This is a genomic window from Methanobrevibacter sp. (assembly GCF_045126245.1).
In the GTDB taxonomy this organism is placed as follows: domain Archaea; phylum Methanobacteriota; class Methanobacteria; order Methanobacteriales; family Methanobacteriaceae; genus Methanocatella.
Window position 1 is genome coordinate 1 of record NZ_JBGVOG010000059.1, and the last position, 26,244, is coordinate 26,244.

A 26,244-nucleotide genomic window follows, 5' to 3' on the forward strand; every position below is an offset into this window, starting at 1 on the left:
CAATGACTATTGAATACTTAAAAAAATAGTTAATTAAATTGAATGTTTAGCAATCAATAAATGTTTAAATGAATATGATTTGAATTATTCGGCTAGTGTGAAAAGTCCATTTCCCTAATCGCATCAAATACTCTTTTTGAATTTTCATGGTCGCGGAACTTGAAGAACTCTTCAACACGATTTTTGTAGGTGTCTTCCATTTCGCACTCATTCAAAACCAAAGCGATGATTTCATTTTTAATCTCTTCATGAGTTTTTGCAATTGGACCGAATCCCATTGTATCATACTTAAAGTAAGCTGAATCAACATCAAAATGATAATCCTTACTGTATTGATAGTATATGACCGGTTTGTCTATATATGCAAAGTCAAATGCGACTGAAGAATAATCAGTAATGAGCAGAGATGAATGATTGAATATTTCAGAATAGCTATCATCAATAAAGTCAACTTTATCATTTCTGTCAAACAGATGAATGAATTTATTTAAATTAGGATGCGGCTTGAATACCAAGGAGTAACCTTCAGAATCTAAAAATTCAATCAGTTCTTTGTCATTTAAAAGATTATTGAATGCATTGAAAAATTTGGTTTTGACAAAAACCTTATCCTCAAGGTTAATGTAATGTCTTCTCCAGGTAGGCATTACAACAATCTCCCTGTTGTCCTCCAATTTTTCCAGCCTATCGAATCTTGGGAAACCCAAAACATGAATGGAATCCTCAGGATATCCATAATTATATTCGATGAAGGATTTCTTTTCGGCCTCAGAAACTGTCAAGATAAAATCAATGTTTTTATCGTACTTGTTCAGCCAGGAGGATGTGTCATCCTTTGTAACACCATGCTGCAGGAATACTGTTTTTGACCTTACAAGACCTGCAAGATATGGGAAATTACCCCAAAACGGATAAATAATGTTATTGTCCGGCTGTGAAGAAATAATGACCTCTGCAAACAATGAAAGAAGCCTATGCCTCATGGATCTGAAAGGAACTTCAAAACCAATATCGGAAATCTTTTGATATTCGCTGCTCGGAGTTCCCAAACCCAACAACCTTCTGATTTTAAACATGCGGGAGCTTGAACGATACTTATTGGCCATGATTTCAACATCATTGACCTCATAATCAAATTTTGAAATGGCGAAATACTTGTCGATTTTATTGTCGTTTACATCAACCACATATTTAAACAGCTGGAAAGCATTGTCGTCTGCACTGTATGGCAAATCCAAAAATATCCAAATTTTCTTATCAATATACCATGGATAAACAATGAAATACAGCAGCCTGAGTATTACGCCTGTTCTCCAACCCTCTTCTCTATTAAGCAACATGTTCTTTAATGTTTTGAGTTCGTTTTTAAAGGTATCTGTAAATGTTCTCTTCAAAACGGAAATATGATTTCCCTCATCTATGACAAGATACTTTTCTGACAGCATATATCCTGATATTTTAGAGAGTCTTGAAGTATGGCCATATATCGGAATCATATCACGGCCATTGACTTTAAAAGCGATTGTCAATCCGACTTCAATTGGAATGGAAACCTCAAAGTGATGATTGAATCCATAATTGAAATTCAATGAGTAATTGTCCCTTTGAGGGAATTCGAGTTTATTGATTGGGATTTCCCTATCGCCATTTATTATAATTTTGATTTCAGGGTCAACTGTGAAATTTGTAATATAGCCCAATACATAGATTTCATCGTCTTGTATTTGGCAGATATCAATATTGACCTTGTCGAAATCAAGTTCTTCAATGTGATTGCAATCATCTTTGGAGCTGTCTTTATTTTCAGTCAAATACTCTACACCATATTTTTTCAAAAGCATGATATGCGCTTTCAAATGACCTGGAATCGATTTTTGAAACATTATGACATCAGTATCAATATACGATAAAATTTCTATTAACTTTGCATAAAGCTCAAATACTTCATCCCTGTTTAACAGATGACTGATACTTTTAATTTCAAAAATCCATTGCAAATCATACATTAATACATGCTGAATGAATTTTGGGACTTCATCATACTTCTCTAAGGCAAATCCAATAAGCTTTAAAAAATAATTGTCCACTCTTGTAGTATAATAGGATTTGCGGTTTGAAGAGGCTCCAATCAACGATTTTTGATGGTCATGTTTTCTGTAGTAGTAAGCGCATCCGTCTAAAAATCCAATATGAGGATTATCCAAAAGCATTTGATTAATCAGAAGAGGGTCTTCTGAAACCTTTAAGGATTCCTCGAATTTATAATTATTTAATTTGGAAACTCTAAAAAAGGATGATGCTCCTGAAAGCTGGATATACTCCGGATGATCTTCCAGATTTATGACCCGAGCCTTATCATATTTATAATTAAGAATATGTTCCCCTTTTCTTGCGCCGAAATAATAAATTGGCATGGAAACAATATCAACTTCATCATGCTTTTTAAATAAATCCAAAGCCTGACTAAAAGCATATTCGGTAATGTAATCATCACTATCTAAAAAATTTACAAATTCACCACTTATATGGCCCAAACCACGATTTCTGGAGTAAGCAGGACCGTAATTTTTATCGTTTCTTAAAAAGAGAATATTTTCTGGAAACTTTTCTTGATAATACTCAGCAACTAAGGAAGTATCGTCAGAACTTCCATCGTCAATTATAACAATTTGGATATTTCTTTTAAAATCCAGGCTTTGATTGATAATGGATTCAATTGCGCTAGAAATATAGCTTTCACTATTATGCGCAGCCATTACAACTGAAATTTTAAATCCCAAACTGTTACCTCCTTTAACATTCAATATGGCAAATAAGATTCATCTTCTTTTTATAGTAAATCTGTTTTTACGCTTGTTTCTAACAAATAACTTCTGAATAAACTCCAATCTATCATCAATAGTCAAATCCTTCAAAATATGATCTATCTTATCCAAATCCAAAGTTTCCTGACTATCAATCTCATAAATGAAAACATCACTTTTATAATCTTGGGAGTTTAATGAATCTTCAGCTCTGTGATATCCTAAAAAGTCTTTGATATAAAATACATTTTCCCGTTCTATTCTGGCGGGATTACCAACAACCAGATTATTTGAAAATATCCTGGCGTTGTGCGGAACGAATGAATAATTCTCCACTATTGAACCGGAACCTATTTTGACACCTCTAGAAATATATGCAAGATGTCCAATCCAGACATGGTCTCCAATGAAAACGCTTTTAGCATTATTAACTCTTTGTTTAGAATCATTATCATAAATAGGATGAATATCGGAAGTCCTTATGTTTACGCCACTGGAAATACTGCACTCCGCACCGATTATTACATTTTGATTCTCTTGAATGTTTATATTGATTGGGGAGCTCATATTGCATTCCCGTCCAATGAAAAAAGTTGATTCGTTATAGACAACAAGATTAAAAGAATATTGTGAATTCTGACTAGAGGATAAGTAAACAATAGAATTGTTGCCTAAAAATGAGAAATTTGCATTTACAATCTTGACATTGCCTTCACAGTACAATATGTTATTATATCCCTTGAAAGAGATAGTGGAATTGGAAATCTCAGGATTTCCCAAAACCTTATTTTTTTCTAAATTTTCAATATCGTTAATTGATTTGACGGATTCCATAAAATCATCTATTTTGAAGTGCTTCTAAAATGCTGTCTAATTTACCTTCTAGATTGTTTATTCTATTTTCAAGTTCTTTTGTTTCAGCAGTTGATGAAGAACCTTCTTTTTTAGCCACCAAGCATGCATCATACCAAGGTTTAGCTTCCTCTCTTGAGTCCACAGAGGCATGGAGAACATTCAAATTCACATATTTTGCCATGGCTTTTAGACCGTCTTCATAAAACCTGTAGCAATTAGGCATATCCCCGCCATGTTTAGGTCCGCTGGAAGGGACAACAATACAAACATGACCTCCAGGTTTTAGTACTCTTTCAATTTGAGACATGGTGAGCCAGAAAAATTCCAAATGTTCGAAAAATTGACCGGAAATGACAACATCATAAGAATTGTCCTCAACTTCAAACCAATTATAAATGTCTGTAACGACAATATCCACATTGTTTCCTGCTTGAATGTCCAAACCGGTGTAGTTCCAATTTCTTTCATCAAAAATATCAGAATAATTGTATTTTCCACTACCATCTAAAGATCCGACGTCCAAAATTTCCAATTTTTCGGCACTTGATAAATATGTATTTCTAAACCATTCCATTTTTGAATGTGAATTCTTATGCATAAAAAAACCTCCGTATTAATAATATTATTGTATTGAAAATATTTAAAAGTTTACAGTAATCTATATAAAATTTGATTAAAATGAGCTCTACCATAAGCAATAATAATTTTTTAAAAGAAAAATAATGCAATAAAATATATCTTAAAATTCCAATTCATTGAAAATATGATAAGTGGAATCTTAATTTGACTTCAATTTATCCAATTCCCTTTTTAAATTTTCAATACTTTCTTCCAAAAAGCGAATTTTCTCCTGTAACAAATGATTTTCCTTATTCAATTTTTGATTTTCAAGACTCAATCTGGAAAATTCAGAATCACTTTTAAGTAAATCATCAGCTATTTTCACAAGATTTGAGGATTTATTGGCAAATTTATCTATTTCACCACGATAAACTCGTTCAATGTCATATAAATCAGAATCATTTTTCATTTAATCACCTGGTATCCTTTACAATATTTTCTAAAATTTTTGGAAATTCAAACAAGACATTTTCAACTTGTTGGTTGTTGCCCACCATCTTGTTGACGGAATACAATGTCTTTTGGTTTAACATATTTAACTCTCGGGCAAGATTAACATAAGTTAACTTTGTATAGCTGTTTTTGACACCTTTTATTTTAGTATCGTTCAAAACAGCCATTGCCCAAATCCAGACATCATCCGCAGTAGGGCATAACTTTTTAAATAACTCTTCATCCAAAACAAGTTCATATAATGAATTTGGTGGGAAAAGGGTTCCTGCACCATTTGTTGAGAAATTTAAAAATGAAGGGGGCTCTTCATCAAAACTTAAGTCCCATTCCCCATATTCTGACATTAAATAATCATTAAAATGAATCTTTCTTATCCTATGCGCAATAATAAGGTCGGGATATTTTATATGTTCATCATATAATGTTTTCAGCCAATTTGTAGGATAGAACAAATCATCATCGGCCGTGACAATAATATCATCAGGATATTCCTCCAATGATGGAATAAGCTTTTTATAGGAAGATATATTATCACACCACTCAATGGACAAACCATTTTTCTTAAGGTTCAAAACATTTTCCGGAATGTCATCTTCACCATTAGGGAACTGGTCTTCAGCCAGCCATAATATCACTTTGTCCGGTTTCAAGTCCTGGTTCAATAGGGAATATAATGTATAATGCAGCTCATACATACGTTGAGGAAAAGAAGTTAAAGAGACAATCAACTGTGTATCTCTCTTAGTTTCAGTAATGCCGCAAGCATTGAAATTGCTTATTTTATCTTCAAAAACGGTTTTATCGACAAAATTCATAGGTTTGGCATATTTATTTACATTAATTTTAACTTCACCCTTATTTATGCCCTGAAGAACGAAATAAACCAATGGATTTAAATGGGATTTATACGCATCTTCATAAAAATCCCTATAGAAAATCACATCAAAACTTGAATACGGCTTTCTGCCTTCCTTATATCCCCAACAGATATAATGCAAAAGAGGATCCAAGTCAAAATCATAACCCTGATTTCGGATATAAAAATCTTTATTGAAAAGCTCCCAGTCCTTAATTAGCTTTAGGGCTCTAAATGTATCTTCATTGTTATAATCCCTGATGAACCTGTCGAATATGCGAAGCCCAATATTGAAATTTGCCAAATCATTTGCAAACTTATTAATTTTATCATCAATCATATACTTTCGGGAATTATCATTTACTGATTGTCTGAATTCATCAAGCTCGCTTCCTAATTTTCTATACGTACCTGGGAAATTGGAGTTTTTGAAAGTCAATCTTTTATTCAATAAATTTGAAAAAATGCTTGCTTCATAAAATCTTTTTTGACTGACCAAATCGGCAAGCAATTTGAAATCGGAAGTCAAATCATCCTTAAACTCTTTTAAAATGAATTCAGAAAATTTTAAAATTTCGAATCTTTCAAAAATTGTTAATTTGGATTTGATAAATAGATCGAACCAATAGTTTAGATGATAAATGAGTTTTTTTACAAGATTATTGTCCGGCTTAAAGAGATAATTCAATTCTACATATGTCTCCATGAGTCCCAACAGATAATCTTTACTTTCAGTTTCAATTGGACTTCCCCAAATGTCATCCTCTTTAGAGTATTCCAAAATACACTCATCAGTCAAAAGAATATTTCGTGATTTTAAAAGATATTCAGATAAAAAGACCAAATCGTCACAAGGAACATTTTCTGGAAACTTAAGATTATTTTCATCGATTATTGATTTTTTAAAAATTTTAGATGAAATGGCCGATGGGAAAGTGAAAACCTCATTGTTTTCTAAAAGGTTTCTGATAACCTTCTCACCATTCTGCAAATCAATGCTTTCCCATTTATTTTTCTTTTTATCATTACTGGCAGATACAAGCCAATTTCCGGAGACTATATCATAATTGCACTCAATTTTATCATACAATAATTTGAAAGCACCATCGTATAATTTATCCACATTTTCAAGGAAAATGATATAATCCGCAGCAGAATTGCAAACCCCAATATTTTTAAGTTCACCGGAATAATTGCGCTTCTTATTTACAAAAATAACTTTAACATTAGAATATTCCGCTGAATAGTCCCTCAAGGCTTTATTAAAGTTGATTAGAGAGGAATCAACTACAAAAATTAACTCAATATTATTAAATCCGATAGTTTGATGGTAGATTGAATCGAATATGTTCTGTGGAGAGTTTTTATAATCAGAAATTGGAACAACAACTGAAATCATGAAATTTGTTTCATCCATTTTAAAACCTCGATTAAGCGAATATCCTTGTTAATTTTTCAATATTAATATAAGAGTATATAATTAATAGTATTTAATTATTTAAATTGATTTCAATTTATTAGACAACCATTAATAATAATTTTAGCATGGAGTTATTCTGAAATTATTTAGTACAGATGAATATTGAACCAGAAGATTCTAATTTGTAAGAATTGAAATCAAAGCCTGATCTTACAATATCAGTATTTTCAAGTTCAATAACATCAAAACCACAGGAAACTAACCTATCTTTAAAATCCAAACCATACTTTCTAAAAGGTGCTTTTCCACCCTGATTTGAATCAAGAGAATTAATCTCCTCTTCAATGGTATTAGGCTCATTTGAATACGGAACAGCAGTTATACAAATGCCGTCAGGCTTAAGGACACGATATAATTCCTTCATGACCCCAATATCATTTGGGACATTCTGTAAAACGTGACTATTGTAAATAATGTCAAAAGCGTCATTTTCCCATGGTAAGTTTTCCAAATCAGTTTCTTTAGTTAAACCCATATCTTTTGACTCATAATCCCTGACATCACTATCTACAGGGAAATAATCAATATTGGACAAATTGCTGAAATACTTATAAAAAACTGTATCCGGCATGAGATGCAATAACTTGACTTGTTTTCTGTTGATTAATTCCTGATAATTATTTTGTAACAATAGATATGTTAGCCTATGCCTTTCCAAAGACCCGCAATTAGGGCATTTAGCATTTTCCCGAAGATGTTCGCCAAATGGTTCAAAAACACTTATTTTACCACAAATCGGACAGAAACTTCTTTCAATAATATTATCCTTATTGGCATATTCAGTTAAATCCCAATTTTGGAATTTGAGTATTTCATTATTCCGTTTTAATTTTCTGATTTCAGAATTGATTTCATTATCGTATGAATCAAAATATTCATTTCTTTGAATAATCTCAACCAGCTGGCTTAGTTTGGTTGGATAATAATCTGAAGTATAATGGGAAGGGTCAAATCCAAACTCATGATTTTTATCCAAAAGGGTATTCCTGTCAAATGACAGAACATCAACATCATAATTTTCAAGCAGATAAGTCTCCAACAAATCTCGAATATGATTCTGCTCAAGAGCCCTTTTCAAAAATGGTTCATGTATGACAATGTTTCCATTTGATTCCTCATATCTATAAGCCAAACGAGCGCAATTAAGAATTACTTTGGTATCCGCACAGTATTCATTAAGGAAATCAAAAAAGGAATCACAAGCGTTTTTCCATAAGGAAATGAATTCGTCCACATTATCAAGAACGTTTATTTTTTTAGTAATCTCCAAAGTGTTATACAATTCAGTTCTGCGCAATCTGGCCGTATTTGAAACATAGGATCCGTTATCTAAAAGCAATAAATTAGCCAAATCAAAATAGGTATCCATAAGAATGTATTCAAGATTGGAGGTCTTTAAAAAATCCAGATATTTTTTTGAAAAGTCGTTTTCAACGCAGGTATTGTCAAAAGGTTTTTCGGCAGTTAAAAGATCCATATCAAAATCGACTGGTTTTGACATCAGACTTATAAGAGATCCTCCTTCTACGGAAAAATTGATATGCATAAACTTTTTATAATCCGGTGTGAAATCACTGTTAAAAATTATCCTGGAACAACATGATCCCATTGCGGAAAATTCCTTTAAACTCATATAATAACTCCTAATAACATTTATATTCAGTTGCCCTCAAATTATTTCAATTTATTAATCATTCTAAGAGGTTTGGTTACTTTCCAACTGTTTGATGATTCAAACTCCTGTTTTTCTAATTTTAACTTATTATTTTCAGTCAATAACTTTTCTATTTTCAAATCCAAATCATTTTTTTCAGCCAGTAAATTATCAATGACTTTTTGTTGCTCTTCACCTTTAATGCGCAAGCTTTCACAGTCATCTTGAAGATTGCTGAATTCATGATTGACTTTAGTTAATGATTCGATTATCTTTTCATCACTTGAACGTGCCTTTCTGGCTTTTTCCAAATCATCCCTAAGCTTCCTATTATCCCTCTGAAGATTGTTGATTGATGATTCCATTGAAATTATGTAATCTTTTAAGAATTCAAATCCATCCTCTTTAGTTTCCACAACGGACTGTTGGGATTTATTTTTTAAAGCTTGAATTTCATTGTTCAAATCAGCAATCAGCTTACTTTTATCGTCCAATAATCTTTTAGAGTCCGTATCGATATTACCATATTCAAGGTGGCTATCCTGATAATAATAATATTCAAAATGGTTCTCATAAGTAAGGACATCCGCAAAAAACCTGTAATTTTTACCGGGAATCCTTTTTATTTGGTCATTGGTAAACTGCATGTTTTGGAAATCAGATTTAAGCAATTGATAGAACTCTTCCTTGTTGGACTCACCTATTTTATTTAATCTTCCCTGAAGCTCATTTAATTTAAATCTGATAAAATCTGACTCAAATTCATCATAAAATCCATTGTCAATCAAATATTCCTTAATTTCATCCATGATGTCCAGCAGAACAAAACTCTTTTTAGACAAGCCTATCCTATTTTGAAGTGAAGGCTGATTGATTCTCAAATAATTGTATAGTATATATGGGCAGTATGAAATCTTTTCAGCCGCAAGCATAGATTTTATATGGAACTGAACATCATTGAAAATCAAATGATTTGTAAACTGGAGGTCATTATCTTTTAAAAATGAAGTCCTGTATAATTTGGACCATATCACAAGATATCCATTCATCACAAAATTCTTTCTATAGCGATAATTAAAAGTGAAATAATTGTGGTTTTTGATATTGTCGTCTCTTATGTAAATCCTTTCTTTTAATTTATTGTCCTGTTGATGTTCAACTGAATTAAACAATACCATATCTGATCCGTTTGAAACCGCATTATCATACAATCTTTCCAAAGCATCCAATTCAAGCCAGTCATCAGAATCAACAAAAGCTACAAAATCTCCATTTACAATTTTCAAACCGTTGTTTCGTGCAATGGCTGCTCCAGAATTTACTTGTGATATGATTTTGAAACGCTCATCTTTTAATTTGTATTCATTCAAAATTTCAAGAGAACCGTCTGAAGAGCCATCATCAACACAGATTATCTCAATTTCCTTTAATGTCTGGTTTGCAATGCTGTCCAAACATTTTTTCAGAAATTTCTCATTATTGTATACAGGGACGATTACTGATACCTTAATTGGATTGTCACTTTTAGGATAATATCTTGACTGCAATTTTGAAGCGTTTGATGCCGCAATATCAAAATTGCCATTGCTAATTTCTCTAAAAACATCTTCAAATCCTTTAGGTATTTTAGTTGCCTTATAAGAATTGCTAAATAAATGGGAATACCTTTTGAAAATATCTTCAATTTCAAAAGTGGATACTTTGGATTTTAACAGATGCTCTTTAAACCAATATCTCAGTTTACCGCTCAACAGATACTTGTAAAACAATTTTTCTTTGGAGAAACGTTTGCTGATCTCATGCATCAATTCATATGCCTTGATTCGACCATATAAATTATTTTTATTTTTAACATATGTAATTGACTTGTCATCAATCTCAGACCTTTCATTATTGTAATTAACAATTATGTCATTTATAAAAACGATTTTACGCGCATTCAAAAAGGATTCAAATAAAAAAACTGAATCCTGAGCAACAATATCCTCAGGAAATGTTATATTATTGGTTGATATAAGGTCTTTTGTGAAAATCTTTCCCCAGACATTTGCATTTCCCAAAATTGTCGGATTTTTTTCCAAATTTGTCACAACTAGCTTGAAATCAGGATCACTGACCATTTCCACTGCATTTTCATGCCCATTAGAATCATCAGGAGAAGTTAAAGTTGCCGTCCATCCGGCATAATTTATATCCCTAATTCCATCAGTATTAACCTTAGTGAAACTTCCGCAAACAATATCCGCATCCTCATCGACTATTGACTCATAAAGCACTTCGCATGCATTTTCCTCGAGCCAATCATCAGAGTCCAGAAACATGATATACTCTGCAGTTGCATGTTCCAAACCTACATTTCTTGGCTTTCCAGGAAATCCGCTGCCTTCATCGAAGAATATCCCCTTAAAATTATCATATCTATCGGCATATTCCCTAATGATATCTGCACTGCCGTCTGTGGATTTGTCATCTATCAGGATAACCTCAAGATTGTCCACACCAAATGACTGTGAAACAATTGAATCCAACGTATTTCTAAGATAATCTTCAACATTGTAAACCGGCACAATTATACTAATTTTATAACCCATAATCATCAACTACACTAATACTAATCGCATTTTCCATCTCGAAAATGAAATTAATAATCCACTCCATTTCGCTTTTTAAATATCACTCCAATGATACATTATTTAGTGCAAATAAATATTGTATCTGTAGTTAATCTTAATAAATTTATATCAACTTTAAAATGGACAAGATCATCTGTTTTTACTTCCTGAACATTAAAACCAACAGATTCCAATCTGTCTCTGAAATCCATTCCGTATTTTCTTAAATGGTCCCTTTGACCGTAATATTTTAATCTCAATTCTGGGGTGTTATACTCTTCTTTTTCCAAAGTTTCCTCCAAATAAGGAAATTGAGGAATCATTATTATGCAAACCCCATCTGGCTTAAGAACCCTATACAGCTCTCCCATTGCCTTGATATCATCAGGCACATGCTCCAGTACATGGCAGTTATAGATAACGTCAAACTCATCGTCGTCGTAAGGGATGTCTTCCATGTTAACAAGGTCCCTTAAAAGAATGTTTTTTGCATCATATTTTACTGGATTAATGTCTACCGGAAAATAATCAATATTGGAATGTTTCTTAAAGAAATCATAAAACATGTCTTCTGGAGCAAAATGCAGAAGTTTAATGTTTTTATTGGTTAACAAATCCCAATACTTATTTAAAAATAAAAAGAACACCAATCTATGACGTTCCAATGATCCGCAATTTGGACATTGAGCATAATATCTTGGAGTTTTACCAAATTTAACTGAATTAAAAATGGAAAGCTCGCCACATATCGGGCAAAAGTGATACTTCTTAAAATCCAACTTGGATTCCTTTAGTAATAACTGTTTAATTAAATTTATTTCATATATTAAAGAATTATTCTGATTTTTCAAATCAATGAATTTCTCTACCAAATCCGTGTCTTTTTCCAATTGCAATTGAATCACCGCATATTTAATAATTAAATTTATCTGAAAAAAGATTTGATAATTTAAATCTTCTCATTTATATTAAAGTTAGTTTATATTATTAATTATAAATAAAACTTTCCCAATTAGAATATGAAATTCAAAATAAACCATCAAATAATGCCAAAACATAGATTATATTAAGTAAAAAAATTGTTTTTTAATGGTTATTACCTAAATTTTAAATACTGAATATGTTAATATATATAATATTAGATAAGTTTTTATGCTATATTACATAAAATTATTTTAAAATTAACGATGATAGGGATTTTATGAATTTAATTAAAAAAAATGAATTTTTTTTATTGACTGAAATAGTTAAAAAAAATTTTTCTGCAAAATATAAAGACTCCGTATTAGGAATTTTTTGGAGTGTACTGCAACCGTTATGTATGGCGATAATATTTACCGTAGTATTTTCAACATTGTTTTCCAGATCAATTGAATACTATCCGGTTTATCTGTTATGCGGTAAGGCGATGTTTGACTTTTTTTCAGCTTCGACCAATCTCTGCATAAATGCTATTAGAGGAAACAAAAGCATCTTACTTCAAACATCAGCCCCAAAACACATTTTTATCATTGGTGCAGTAATATCTGAATTTTTGAATTTTATAATTGATTCAGCTCTTGTAATTGCAGTAATATTTGTATTGGGAGCACCATTTTATCCTCAAACAATGCCTCTTTCAATAATTCCTGTAATTTCAGCATTTATATTATGCATTGGACTAGGATTAATGTTATCAATATGTGAGGTCTATTATTCAGATACAGCATATTTATGGAGAGTGTTAAGACAAGTACTCTTTTATTCATGTGCAATATTTTATCCTATGGAAATGGTTCCGAATCCATACTACCAATACCTAATTTTAAATCCTGTATTTTGGTTAGTGAATCAATTTAGGTCATTGTTCATTTATGGAACAGTACCAAGCACACTTTACATGGCAAACTCACTGTTACTTTCAACAATAATATTTGTATTTGGATTAATCGTATTTAAGAAATATAATCCGAAAATTGCATTAAAATTCTAGAGGGTTAAAATGAATCAGAAAGACAAAACTTTAAAATTTAAAAGAACCGTGGATAACACACAAAAAGAAGATCCTCAAAAAGAAAAGATTATAAAAAAATTGATGGAAAAATTTGACATAACCGCAGAAGAAGCTGAAAAAATTTTAATTAAATTGGAACAAAATCAACAAAATCCCTCTAATGATAACAACTCAAAAAAACAGGATGATGTAAAAAAACCACAGAATGCAAATTCCAAGCTAAAAGCAAAGGAATCTGTGCAATCAAAAAATACAACTGCCAATACCAATTCCGGCAAAAATAAAAAGTCAAACATTAAACTGCAAAGTCGGGAAAATGTTGAAGTAATAACCCCTCAACACCAATTAAACAAAGAAGGTTCTGAAAAGATTGCTGAAGAGGTAAAAGATAAAAAACCAGTGAAGAAACAACCAGCTGCAAACAATACAAAACCACAAAAACAACCAGACAAAGATAAACCTAAATCAAAAGATAAAAAAGGAATCAGCAGGATAATGAACAAACTATCCATTAAAGAGCCTGAGCTGCCAGCTTCAGATAGTATAACCCCGCAAAAGCAACCAACCCAAGATGACGCTAAAGTCAGCGAAAAACCTGCACAAAAACCAGTAGATGACACTAAAGTCAGCGAAAAACCCGCACAAAAACCTGCTGAAAACACTGAAAAAGTTATCGGCGAATCAAAAGACAAAAAACCTGAAGAAAAACCACAAAATGTAGATGATATCTTAACTGGAATCATCCCAGACTATCAGCAGCAGGTATCAATCGAACTAGAACATGTTGATTTAACCTTTAACGTTGAAACAGAAAAAGTTGAAACCATTAAAGAAAAATTCATTAATGGCGTCAAAAGGAAAAAGAACAAAAAACTAAGGATTCATGCATTAAACGATGTTAGCTTTAAAATATATCAGGGAGAGAAAATTGGAATAATAGGATACAACGGTGCTGGAAAATCAACATTGCTGAAAGTGGTTTCCGGAATATATCAACCGGATTCAGGTAAAGTTAACGTTAATGGAATGATTTCACCATTGCTTTCATTAGGTGCGGGATTTGACAGAAACTACTCCGGAAGAAAAAACATCATTTTGAACGGTGCCGTTCTAGGTTATGACAAAGCATTTTTAGAAAGTAAAATGGATGAAATTATTGAATTTACAGAGCTTGGAGAATATATTGATCTTCCAATCAAAAATTATTCCTCCGGGATGCTTGCAAAGCTCGGTTTTGCAATTGCTACAATAGTAGAACCAGACATATTAATCATTGATGAAATATTAAGTGTTGGAGACATTACCTTCAAGAAAAAAAGTAGAGATAAACTAAGATCACTTATAGATACTGGAACTACACTGCTTCTCGTTTCACATTCAATACCTCAAATAAGGGAATTATGTGATAAGGCCATTTGGATAGAAAATGGTAAAGTTATGGAAATCGGAGAAGTGAATAAGGTCTGTGATAACTATATTAAAAACGCTGAAAAGGCAAGCAATGAGCAACTTGCAAATATCCAATTCAGATAATTTAACTGCATAATTTATAAATATTACTTGGAGTCCAAAAAATGTCAAATAAAGAATTTTTAACAGAGGAAATGTTCAAAAAACTCGGTGAAGATGACAAATATTTCACAAAGGAACGCTGGGCGCATTATGAAGAAATATTAAAATATTTGAAAATGCTTGATGGAATAATGGAAATTGACAACATATTGGAAATAGGACCATATAAAGCGCCATTCATTGTTGGTTCCGATATCATGGACATAAAGAGATATGATTATCCTATCCAAATAAACGAATTTATAGAACATAACTGCAGCAAAACACCACTGCCTATTGAAGACAAAAAATATGACCTTGTTATCGCATCACAGGTGCTGGAACATTTAGGAATTTACGGCGAGCAGGTAAAAGTCTTCGATGAACTTGAAAGGATTTGCAATATGGCAATCATCACACTGCCTTACGACTGGAATGTTCCAAACTTCAGACACCATCACAGAATAGATGAATTCGTCTTTGATACCTGGGCATCCAATCGAGAATATATCTATGAAGAAATAAGCGGTGAGGATAAGGACCATCGCAGAATATTAAGGATATACAAATTCGAATAAACCCTAAACAATTAGAGATAATTCTAATTTAAATTAAAAAAAGAAAAAAAGTTAAAGGAGAGATTGAATCTCCTTTATATTTTAACTATGCTTCTTGTTTCGGTTGTTGCTGTGTATTTGTTGTTTCCAGAATACGAGCTGACAACAACATATACGTTCGGAACTTTGTCTGCCAGGGACACTTTTGCCTGGCCGTTGGAATCTGTTTTTAAGGTATTTCTCACATTGTTTACAACAACGCTGACAGTACCGCCGACAATTGGCTTGTCTGTTTCGGTGTTTATTAAAGTGGCAACGACTTCATCGCTTTCCTTGTTGTATTCGGCTGAAATGCATGAAATTACTTTGTTTTCGACCGGAGTGATTGTTCTTCCTGTTGCAAAGTATTTGGTGTTTCCTGCATATGATGCGTATGCTGTGAAAGTGGTTGGATCCACATTTCCGAGTGAAAGTCTTGCCTGGCCGTTTTTATCGGTTACTATAATGTTTTTAACGTTGTTGAGGAAGATACCTACTGTTCCGCCGTATACTCCTTTTCCTGTTGCTCCATTAATTAATGTGGCTACAACCTCGTTGGTTTGGCTGTCATAGTATAGGTCAAAGCTTGTTGTGATTTTGTTTACAAGTGCGTTGAATGTTGCTTTTGCAGGGTTGTATTTTGTGTTTCCGTTGTAGGTTACTGTTGTTTCGTAGTTTCCTGGGTTCAATCCTGAAATGGTTACTTTAGCTTGACCGTTTGAATCTGTTTTTGCACTGTATGATTTGCCGTTGAATTTAAATCCGACAGTAGCGCCGACAATTCCTTTACCTGTTGCATAGTTGATTAAATTAGCAACTAAATTGACATCACTACCGTATTCAACGGAAATGTCTTCGACTATGAAGAATCCGTCAGTCTTAACATCAATGTCAATGCTTGTGCTTGACGGACTTCCGCCGTTGCCGTCAAATGATACAACAGCAGTGTATGGTCCAGGGGCCAGATCTCTTGTAGAAACAATAGCTTGACCGTTTGAATCTGTTTTGACAGTGTAATTTACATCACCGAAGCTTACAAGAAGCTCAGCACCATTGATTCCATTGCCTGTAGCATTATTAACCAAAGTAGCTGTTAGGATACCATCCTTGTAGACTGCTGAAACTTTGGTGTCCACATCAATGATGACATCCATACTTGCATCAGCAGGATTATACCTTGAATCGCCAACAAATGAAACGCTAGCCGGATAAACGTTTGGAGCGAAACCAGCTGTTGAAACACTTACTTGACCGTTAGAGTTGGTTTTAAGAGTATATGATGCACCGTTGAGTTCAACATTAACGTCAACACCACTGACAGGTTCGCCATTGATATCATTGGTTAAAGTAGTGATGAATTGTTTAGCGTCAGCATCATAAGCCACATCAAGACTGGTATTTGCTTTGACTGGAACGCTTAAGCTTGTGGATGTAGGATTGTACTTGGAGTTACCTCCATATGAAATGACAGCATCGTAGGTTCCTAATGGGAAATCCGCAACGGAAAGTCTGGCCTGACCACTGTTGTCTGTGCTGACTTTATAGGTAACCTTGTTGATTTTGATGGTTACTGTAGCGCCTAAAATAGGTTGGATTGTAACTTCGTTGATTAATGTGGCGATTACTTCCATAGTGTCTGCATCGTAATTCGCTGAAATGATTGTTGCTATTTTTACAGTGAAAGTAGTGCTTGCACTTGATGCAGTGTACTTGCTGTTTCCTTCATAATCAACATCTGCTGTGTAAGTGCCGTAAGCCCAGTCTTTGGTGGAAATTTTAGCTTGACCTAGTGAATTTGTTTTGGCTATGTAATCTGTACCGTTAACGTCGAAAATTATATTTCCGCCTACAATAGCCTGGCCTGTTGCATTATCAGTTAAAGTAGCAATTATTTGATTAGTGTTAGCGTTGTAAACTGCTGAAAGACAGGTGGCTGTTTGTAGTGGGACTTTTACTGATGTTTGTGAAGGAGTGTATTTTATGGTGCCTTTATATGTAACAGTTGCAGTATAAGTTCCCGGAGCAAGGTCTGCTGTGGAAACCCTGAATTGACCTTTTGCATCTGTTTTACCTTTGTAAGTTATACCCGCGAGTTTGACTATGATGTTTCCTCTTGCAAGAGTTTTTCCTGTGTCATTGTCTATCAATGTGACGACTACTTCTTCTGCAGCATCATTATAAACCGCTAAAAGAGCGGTGTTCACTCTGTTTGTGAAGTTGATTGTTGTAGTGGATGGATTATACTTGACATTACCATTATAGGTTGCTGTAGCTGTGTTTTCACCTAAACCTAAGTTAAGTGTAATAAGTTTAGCCTGACCGTTCAAGTCAGTTTTGACATTATATGATTTTGTTTTGATTGTGAATACAACATTAGCGCCTTTAACAGAATCACCAGTAGCATTATTTGTTAAAGTAGCAACTAACTTTCTGGCCGCACTATTATAAACTAATGAAATTGTTGTATCTGCCTTAACAAAGACTTCTACACTTGCTTCGGCAGGATTGTATGTGGAACTGCCTCCATAATATACCGCAATGGTGTTAGTGCCCGGAGCCAAACCAGTGACGGGAACGGTAGCCTGACCATTTGAATTGGTTTTAACAGTATAATTCTTACCACTGAAACTTACAGTAAGATCAGCGCCTCCGATAGCCTGACCAGTGACATTGTCAATTAAAGTAGCGGTCAAAATACCATCATCATAAACCGCTGAAAGGACTACATTGTCTTTAATGAAAACATCTGCAGTAGTACTGGATGCTTTATATCCAACATCTCCTTCAAAGGAAATGGTAGCTGTGTAAGTGCCCGGAGCCAAATCGGCAACGGAAACTTTTGCCTGACCGTTAGCATCGGTTTTAGCGGAACGGCTTTCACCAGCAATAGTGAAAACCAAATCATTGCCTTCACCAAGAGCCTGACCGGTGACATTATTAATCAAAGTAGCAGTCAACTCTCTTGCATCAACGTCATAAACTGCATCGATACTTGTAGGAATGTTAGTTACAGCAATATTTGCACTGGTGCTCGCTTCTTTATACATTGTATTACCATTGAATGAAATAATGGCTGTGTAATTTCCTGGAGCCAAATCGGCAGTGGAAACTTTTGCCTGACCGGCAGAATCAGTTTTAACAGTGCTGGTCTTGCCATCAATATTGAATACTACATCAGCACCAGCAATAGGAATGCCGGCAGCATCATCAAATAAACCTGCAGTTAACTCACCGTTTTCATCACCATAATCAACTGTGACATCCTGAGAAATTAATTTTGAATCAAATTTGTTTATTGTAACTTTTATTGATTTTTTTGAAGATGCATAAATGTCGCTTCCCGCATATGAGATAACAGCAGTGTATGTGCCCGGATTTAAACCGTTTGTGGATAAGGAAGCTTCACCATACTCATCGGTTGTTAAAATTTCTTTTATATTACCTACACTTATCTCAACATTGACATCGCACATAGCGGTACCATAAGCATCTTTTAAAGCAGCGACAATCATCTCATCACTATTGTAATCGGCAACAACATCAGATGAGGTTATTGCAGTTGAAATTTTTGTGTAAGTTTGGCCATCACCTGTATATATATTATCTTTATTTGAAGATGGTGCTATATAAAGCCATACTGTTGAATCTGAGCTTTTAGCACCAATGAATACATTGTTAGTAAATTGAAGACCTCCTGCATTATTAGCTATAGCCAAACCTCTTGAAGCGGTGTTGCCTTTAAATATGTTGGAGTTTATGGTTGTAGATGTTTTGTCGTTTTTGATTGCTCCACCATATTTTTTCGCATTGTTGGAAGTGAATGTGTTTCCTGAAATGACAGCACTATTACCATTAATATACAATGCCCCACCATCATATTCATTAGCAGAATTATCGGAAATTATATTGTTTTTGATTGTAGCACTTGCACCGGCAATAGTGATTGCTCCACCATAATTTTTCGCATCGTTGCTTTTGATGTTGTTGTTACTTATTGTAGCACTTGCACCTTCAATGTAAATCGCTCCACCGTTTAAGCCTGAATGGCAATTGCTGATGTAGTTGTTGAGTATTTTGTTTGAATCACCTACAAAATAAATCGCTCCACCGTATGTGGAAGCACTGCATTCTTCAATTACATTAAATGAAATCTCGTTGGATTTTCCATTAAGGTTTATTGCTCCACCAGGTCCTGTGGCCTCATTGTTTGTGAATATATTTTGTGTATATTTGGCCATTTCACTGTCTGAAGATAACGCTCCTCCATGTGTTGCCTTATTGTTTTTGAAGGTGTTGTTTGCAATTTCACTTACACTTGCAGTTGATTTAATTGAAAGCCTCATTGCTCCACCAGTATCAGTAGCAGTATTTTCATCGAATATATTGTTTATGACTGTGTAACCTCCAGCATAGTAAAGGTTGACTGCACCCCCATTTTTACCGGTATTTTTGGTAAATGTGTTGTTAGCAATTAACTGGTTGGAGGCTTCATTAATAGACAAAGCACCACCGTCATTTTGTTGAGCTTTGTTGCTTGTGAATACATTGTTTAATATTTCATTATCCGAACCGGATATGAAAACTGCTCCTCCAAGTCCTGTATTAGCTTTATTGTTTGTAAATTTGTTATTTACTATTGAATTTTCTTTACTTTCACTGTAAATGGCTCCACCACCACTTTCAGCAGTGTTATCACTGAATTCACAATATAATATGGTTGTGCCGGCCACTAATTTTGAATTATATTCTTTGTTCATGAAGATTGCACCTCCATAACCACCCTTGTTGCTTGTAAAGGTACAGTTTTCAATAAGTGTGTTTGAAGCACGAATAAGGAGTGCGCCCCCACCATTATTATTTGGGTTTCCATTTACAAAGTTAATATTTCTCAAAACGACATTGTCAGCATCTATGTGAAACATTCTAGCGGAATTCTTACCGTCCAATGTGTGCCCATTACCGTCAATAGTAATCTGTTTTCCAATTTTGATTCCATCAAATGTGACACCGCTGTCATAAGCGTAGTCGTCGTATAAGATAAGAGTTGAACCCTCATCAGCAGAATTGATTGCATTTCTTAAATCCGAGAAAGTTTTTGAGTTACTTTCCCCAGTTGGATTATTCTGATTTCCGTCATTGCTACTTATAGGAGTATTTACACCAGTTCCATCATTTCCTGTTGAATTTAGGGTGTAATATCCATCTGCTGTACCGCTATCATCTGTTAACATTAATCCGTCAGAATCAGATGCGGAAACAAATGACAATGATACAAAAAAGATTAACAGCAATAAAGAAATAACTTTTATTTGCCTTTTCATTTTTTCCACCTAAAACTTTTTTTCAAATCAGTTTGTATGATTTGAAACAATATTCTATGTTATTAGTTATGTAATATTTAACATATAAATGCGATTATTTGACTTTAAAAATAAGTTTTCAAGCATGTTTAAATTTTATTTGGTAAATTGAGTTTGAATGGCAAAATATTTTTGTAGTGATTTAACACTGTTCATTAGTTAAACCATTTTCAAACCATATTATCATTTCAATAAATTATTTTTCATTGATTTTTGTTTAATATAAATTTATTCATCTTTTATTTTACAATTAGAGTTTGTTTATTGAAAGAGACAAGAAACCAGTTATAGATATATTTTAATATAATAATCCGTATAATTTAAATTATGGCAAATCAAGTAGAAAACTCAACTTTATCTAAAATTCAAAGATTTAATTACAAGGATTTAATAATATTTTTAATACCTGTAATAATTTTTTCATTTTATCTTTATATTTATAATCCAGGTATTTTAACTTTTGATTCATTTAATCAATTGCACCAGATAGCTACCGGAGAATATACCAATTGGCATCCGTTTTTCCACACATTTATTGAAATGATCCTTCTTAAAATTTATGCCAGCCCGGTAATTATTGGAATTGCCCAAATATTAACTTTTTCAATAATCTGGATGTTTATCTGCAACTATTTCAGAAAAGATTATGTAAACACCAATTTGAAAAGCATAACAGAAGACAGACAATTCATTCTGCAAGTTATAGTAACATTAATCATCTCAGCGATTCCGATTAATGCAATATATGCAATTACACTATGGAAAGATATATTTTTCGGTTATTTCCTTTTGCTTTTATGTTTTTTAATTAAAGTATTGGTGGATGAAAAGGGCGATGTAAGTTTAAAATTCATTATACTTTTATCTGCCGTAATGGCAGTCGTATCCCAAATCAGGCCAAACGGTATTTACATCATATTGCCGTTGATAATTGTTTTTGCGTATTACTTATATAAAAATAACAATTCAGAAAACTTTTTCATTAAAATGCCTGTTTTAGCCATAATATTTATTTTACTGATAGCATCATTGAATATAGTTTATGATGTTGAAGATACTCAAAAGGATGCGGTATTTGCAAAAACCACACATATGCTTGCCAATTATGACCTGCATCATATGTTAAGTGCTGAAGATAGTGCCAAATTACATGAAATGATTAATGAAACAACTATAAAAGAAAATTATAATAGCTTTTTCACGGATCCTATACGGAACACAGCAAACCAGGATGTTTATGACAGCAACAAGGCAACATATCTTGGAATGGCAGTATCATATTCCCTGAAAAATCCAGTCCATTTCATAAAATACATGTTGGGCTCTTCGGAAATAACTTGGGACATTACAAGAGACAGTTATTGGCAGGGAAAACCTTACTATCTGTATGAGGATGGTGCTCGCCTTGAAAATACTAAAGATAATTACTTCAAAGCATTTCATACTTCACAAGCGGCAAGTTTTGAGGACGTGACCTGCGCTAATGAAGGTAGTGCACAATATAATCTAGTCAATTCCTTTGTTTATAATGCCCGAACAAATATCGTATTGGACACAATATTCAACAGCCCTGCATTATACATGTACTTGGCATTTCTGGCAATGGCTGGAATATATATTTTAACCAGATCCAAGGACATTCTTCTGGTTTATCTGCCGAATCTGCTGAATATCCTGGTTGTTTTTGTTTCAATTCCTGTTCAGGATAACAGATACCTATATCCAAACTTACTGGTATTTTATCTGTTAATAATTATCTTAATTGGAATTTTAACCGGCCGTACATCTCAAAATAACAACAGCCCTACAAATGCAGCTCCAATTAGTGAAGCAGAAACTAATATTTATGACGCCATAGAACAAGAGTTAGAAAGAGCTGAAACTCCTGAAGAAATGGAAGCAAGAATTAGGGCCAAAGTGCTAAGAGAACTTGAAGAGGAAAACAGAAAATAATTAAAATGTGTTTTAAATTGTGTCAACAACACGATTTAAAACTTCTTTTTATTGAAAAAACGCCTACCCTCATCACCAATATAAAATCTATTATAATCCCTGCAACTGATTACAGATTGAATATACTCAATCTTCTCATCAACATCATTAATAGAATTTAGTTTGCATTCAATTTCATCAAAACTTAAAATTTCCCCTTGACTTTTATAAATCCAGTCTGTTCCTTCATAATCAAGAGAATTTTCAGTCTGCTCATCAGTATAGTAATGGACACTGGAACCTTCAAAAAGAACATTATCCCTAATTTTTCGAGCGGGAACCCCGCCCCAAAGTGAATTTGATTTAATTTTTTTGTTGGAAACTAAAGATTTAGCTCCAATAATACTGCCTGAACCTACTTGGGTTCCTTTAAGAATTAAAGCATCCTGGCCTATCCACACATGATCTCCCAAATAGATACTTTTACTAAGATTAATTCTTTTTAGGGAGTCAGTATCATAAATCAAGTGAGGATCTGCAATTCTCATCCAAATTCCAAATGAAAACAGCCCCTCTTTTCCTATAAAAATATTCTTTTGCTCGGAAATGGAAAAATTCAATAAACCATTTAAATAACAATTTTCACCTATGTAAAATACAGAATTGTTATAAATAGATATATTCAAATAATAATCATTCCTATTTGATGAAAGATAAATTATTGAATTGTCTGCCTTAAAATCCAAAATTGAATTGCGCAAATTCACATTCCCATCACAGATTAACCGATTGTTGCTTCCCCTAAAAATAATGCGGGTATTTTTCAAATTCGGATTAGATCCTATTATTTTATTGTTCCTTTCATCAGTTTTTACAACGTCCATAATACCACAATTAATTAAAACATTGAATTGTTAAGTGTTAAGTAAAATAATTTGTATAACTAATATTATTTATTAATTTCCCCCAAATTTAACAAATAATTTTTATATCATGTAATTAATAGTTAATATTAAACTTTTTAATCAAAAACAGGTCATTTAAATGTATAAATTATCAGTTATCGTTCCAGTTTATAATGTTGAAGGCTATCTTGAAGAATGTCTTGACAGCATCTGCAGACAAACATTGACAGATATTGAAATAATCTGTATTGATGACGGGTCAACTGATAACTCATTGAATATATTAAATGAATATGCTAAAAAGGATTCCAGAATTAAAATAATCTCTAAAGAAAATGGAGGCCAGGCAACTGCGCGAAATTTGGGAATTAAGCAGGCACAAGGAGAATATGTTGCTTTTGTAGACAGCGATGACTTTATCGAAGAGGAAATGTTTGAAAAGTTATACGCAAAATCTAAAGAAAACGACCTGGACATTGCAATGTGCAAAATCGCAACATATGACAACCAAACCGGCGAGACCAAAGACAATGTCTGGTACTACATGATGGGAGTATTCAGGGATTTTGAAAAGGATATCTTTACACATAAGGACACCAAAGAGTTCACATGCAATATTGCGGTTACCCCATACAATAAAATATACAAAAACTCACTTCTAAAAGACAACAACATCCTATTTCCGGAAGGTTTTATTTTTGAAGATGAAAAATTCTTTTTTGACGTTTACTTAAGGGCAAAAAAAGTATCATTGATAGACGAATTCCTATATTACTACAGAGTAAACAGGAAAGGTTCCACAGTCGACATTTCAAAGGAAAGCGACTATTCGGATATCGTGCCCATCTCCAAACAGATCCGTGAAACATTCAGGGAAACCGGAAATTATGAAGACTATAAAATTTTGCTTGTTAACCGTTTTATTCACCTGCAGCTTGCAAGATTTACTGAAACCTCACCCAAATATCAGGAAAAATTCTTTAACTTGATAAAGGAAGATTTGAATGAAGTTTTAAAAGACAATGAAATAGCAGATAATCTTGATTCGGATGTCAATAATCGCGTTTCGAAAATCCTTAAATCCGAGAATTTTGAAGAATTTAAAAAACTGGATGCTGAAAAGATATTTTCTGTTGTCATGGCATGTTATAATTGCGAAAGCTATTTGGATGAAACAATTAACTCATTAATCGGCCAAAGCTTTTCATTTGGAAGCAACATACAGCTTATTTTAGTGGATGATGGAAGTACAGACAATACCTCTAAAATCTGTAAAAGATATGTTGAATTATATCCCGACAACATTCTTTATTTATACCAGGAAAATCAGGGCCAGGGTTCCGCCCGTAATTTGGGCCTGAAATATGCGACAGGAAAATATATAAATTTTCTCGACAGTGACGATAAATTCAGTGGAAACACTTTTTATTCTGTTTATGAATTTTTTGAAAAGCATAACTCAGAAATTGACTTTGTTTCAGTGCCAATATTTTTCTTTGATAAAACTGAAGGCCAACATCCATTAAATTACAAATTTGAGGAAGATAAAATCATTGATTTAAATGACAATTGGGATTATCCTCAGCTTTCGGCGAGTTCTGCATTCTTTAAAAAGGAACTGCTTAACAATTACTCTTTTAAAACTGATTTGGTTAATTCAGAAGATTCATTGATGATAAATAAAATGCTAATAGAAAAACCTGTTTATGGCGTTGTCAACCAGGCAATTTATTGGTATAGAAAAAGAAGTACAAGCGAATCCACAATCGATTCATCATCATCGAAAAAAGATTTTTACCTAGACCGATTGAAAAGATATTTTAAAGAACTGATTAATGTTTCCCTTGAAAAACATGGCAAAGTTTTAAAATTCATCCAATATCTGATTGTTTATGACATCCAATGGATGTTTAAGGTCGAAGATGTTTCAGAAATTCTAACAAATAATGAAATCGAAGAAACCTATGCCCATATCAAGGATATCTTATCATATATTGATGATGAAGTCATATTATCTTTAAGAGATGATACTGTAAACATAAGCCATCATATGCTGGCCATAAAATATGCTGACGTGAATGTGAAGTCTGACGGAACAGTAATCTGTGAAAACATTCATTCGAATTTTAATGGGGAATATGCCGGAGTTTATGCTGAAAACACATTAGTTGACAGACTCGACAACCACAAACTTTGGCTTGACATTATAGAAATAAAAGAGGATACATTGTTTATTTCAGGTTTTTTAATGTCCTTTTTTGATGATAAAGACATTGAAATCGAAGTTGTTAAAACAAACAATAAAAAAGAGACTTACTCTTCAAAAGTTGTTTATTATGCAAATAATGCAAAGCACTTCCTGAATTGCTCTTTAGAATCCCAATTTAATTTTGATTGTGAAATTCCAATCGAAGAAAAGGAAAATTGCGTCATTGAGATACTTGCCCGATTTAACGGAATAAATTCGGCTGAAAATTCTGCATGGGCTTTAAAAATTGATTTTGCAGAACATGCACGAATGTCACAGCTAAGCAATTACAGCATATCCAAAAATCACTTCCTTAAATTTGAA

15 protein-coding genes are annotated in these 26,244 nt (G+C 33.1%); 5 read left to right on the forward strand and 10 right to left on the reverse strand.

The annotated features are described in order from the left end of the window. Window positions 1-92: 92 nt before the first annotated feature. The 8 genes from ACJMLZ_RS04620 to ACJMLZ_RS04655 all read right to left on the reverse strand — a co-directional run bounded on the left by ACJMLZ_RS04620 (window position 93) and on the right by ACJMLZ_RS04655 (window position 12,231). Window positions 93-2,780 carry a CDP-glycerol glycerophosphotransferase family protein gene (locus ACJMLZ_RS04620; RefSeq protein ID WP_405304185.1) on the reverse strand — a complete coding sequence of 896 codons (2,688 nt, stop codon included), beginning with the start codon at window positions 2,778-2,780 and terminating at the stop codon, window positions 93-95. 39 nt (window positions 2,781-2,819) lie between these two features. After that, a complete protein-coding gene (locus tag ACJMLZ_RS04625) occupies window positions 2,820-3,638 on the reverse strand; it encodes an acetyltransferase (protein WP_405304186.1) in 819 nt (272 codons plus the stop codon). Between the two features lie 4 nt (window positions 3,639-3,642). Then, a complete protein-coding gene (locus tag ACJMLZ_RS04630) occupies window positions 3,643-4,257 on the reverse strand; it encodes a class I SAM-dependent methyltransferase (RefSeq protein ID WP_405304187.1) in 615 nt (204 codons plus the stop codon). 180 nt (window positions 4,258-4,437) lie between these two features. Further along, window positions 4,438-4,689, reverse strand: coding sequence for a hypothetical protein (locus tag ACJMLZ_RS04635; protein WP_405304188.1), 252 nt, complete (start codon window positions 4,687-4,689; stop codon window positions 4,438-4,440). 4 nt (window positions 4,690-4,693) lie between these two features. Further along, complete coding sequence (locus ACJMLZ_RS04640; protein ID WP_405304189.1) at window positions 4,694-7,006, reverse strand: glycosyltransferase family 2 protein; 2,313 nt, start codon at window positions 7,004-7,006, stop codon at window positions 4,694-4,696. 145 nt (window positions 7,007-7,151) lie between these two features. Beyond that, the gene (locus ACJMLZ_RS04645) at window positions 7,152-8,702 is read right to left on the reverse strand and encodes a DUF6270 domain-containing protein (RefSeq protein ID WP_405304190.1); all 1,551 of its coding nucleotides are present in this window, start codon (window positions 8,700-8,702) and stop codon (window positions 7,152-7,154) included. Window positions 8,703-8,743: 41 nt separating this feature from the next. Further along, on the reverse strand, window positions 8,744-11,314 hold the full coding sequence (locus tag ACJMLZ_RS04650) for a glycosyltransferase (protein WP_405304191.1): 2,571 nt from the start codon (window positions 11,312-11,314) through the stop codon (window positions 8,744-8,746). A 98-nt stretch (window positions 11,315-11,412) separates the two neighbouring features. After that, window positions 11,413-12,231, reverse strand: a complete 819-nt coding sequence (locus ACJMLZ_RS04655) for a class I SAM-dependent methyltransferase (protein WP_405304192.1) — start codon at window positions 12,229-12,231, stop codon at window positions 11,413-11,415. Between the two features lie 305 nt (window positions 12,232-12,536). Between ACJMLZ_RS04655 and ACJMLZ_RS04660 the strand changes: the two genes are divergently transcribed. The 3 genes from ACJMLZ_RS04660 to ACJMLZ_RS04670 are packed head-to-tail and all read left to right on the forward strand — an operon-like array spanning window position 12,537 to window position 15,457. Then, on the forward strand, window positions 12,537-13,307 hold the full coding sequence (locus ACJMLZ_RS04660; RefSeq protein ID WP_405304193.1) for an ABC transporter permease: 771 nt from the start codon (window positions 12,537-12,539) through the stop codon (window positions 13,305-13,307). A 9-nt stretch (window positions 13,308-13,316) separates the two neighbouring features. Beyond that, window positions 13,317-14,861, forward strand: a complete 1,545-nt coding sequence (locus ACJMLZ_RS04665) for an ATP-binding cassette domain-containing protein (protein ID WP_405304194.1) — start codon at window positions 13,317-13,319, stop codon at window positions 14,859-14,861. Window positions 14,862-14,902: 41 nt separating this feature from the next. Continuing rightward, on the forward strand, window positions 14,903-15,457 hold the full coding sequence (locus ACJMLZ_RS04670) for a methyltransferase domain-containing protein (RefSeq protein WP_405304195.1): 555 nt from the start codon (window positions 14,903-14,905) through the stop codon (window positions 15,455-15,457). Between the two features lie 74 nt (window positions 15,458-15,531). On the opposite strand, the gene ACJMLZ_RS04675 is transcribed toward ACJMLZ_RS04670, so the two are convergent. Continuing rightward, the gene (locus tag ACJMLZ_RS04675; protein ID WP_405304196.1) at window positions 15,532-20,796 is read right to left on the reverse strand and encodes a beta strand repeat-containing protein; all 5,265 of its coding nucleotides are present in this window, start codon (window positions 20,794-20,796) and stop codon (window positions 15,532-15,534) included. Between the two features lie 366 nt (window positions 20,797-21,162). Here ACJMLZ_RS04675 and ACJMLZ_RS04680 point away from each other — a divergent pair, with 366 nt between their 5' ends. Continuing rightward, window positions 21,163-22,788, forward strand: a complete 1,626-nt coding sequence (locus tag ACJMLZ_RS04680) for a hypothetical protein (RefSeq protein ID WP_405304197.1) — start codon at window positions 21,163-21,165, stop codon at window positions 22,786-22,788. A 35-nt stretch (window positions 22,789-22,823) separates the two neighbouring features. Here the strand turns inward: ACJMLZ_RS04680 and ACJMLZ_RS04685 are convergent, their stop codons facing one another. Continuing rightward, window positions 22,824-23,651, reverse strand: a complete 828-nt coding sequence (locus tag ACJMLZ_RS04685; protein ID WP_405304198.1) for an acyltransferase — start codon at window positions 23,649-23,651, stop codon at window positions 22,824-22,826. 160 nt (window positions 23,652-23,811) lie between these two features. Between ACJMLZ_RS04685 and ACJMLZ_RS04690 the strand changes: the two genes are divergently transcribed. Beyond that, window positions 23,812-26,244 (forward strand): glycosyltransferase (locus ACJMLZ_RS04690; protein ID WP_405304199.1); only part of this gene is annotated, 2,433 nt, incomplete at its 3' end.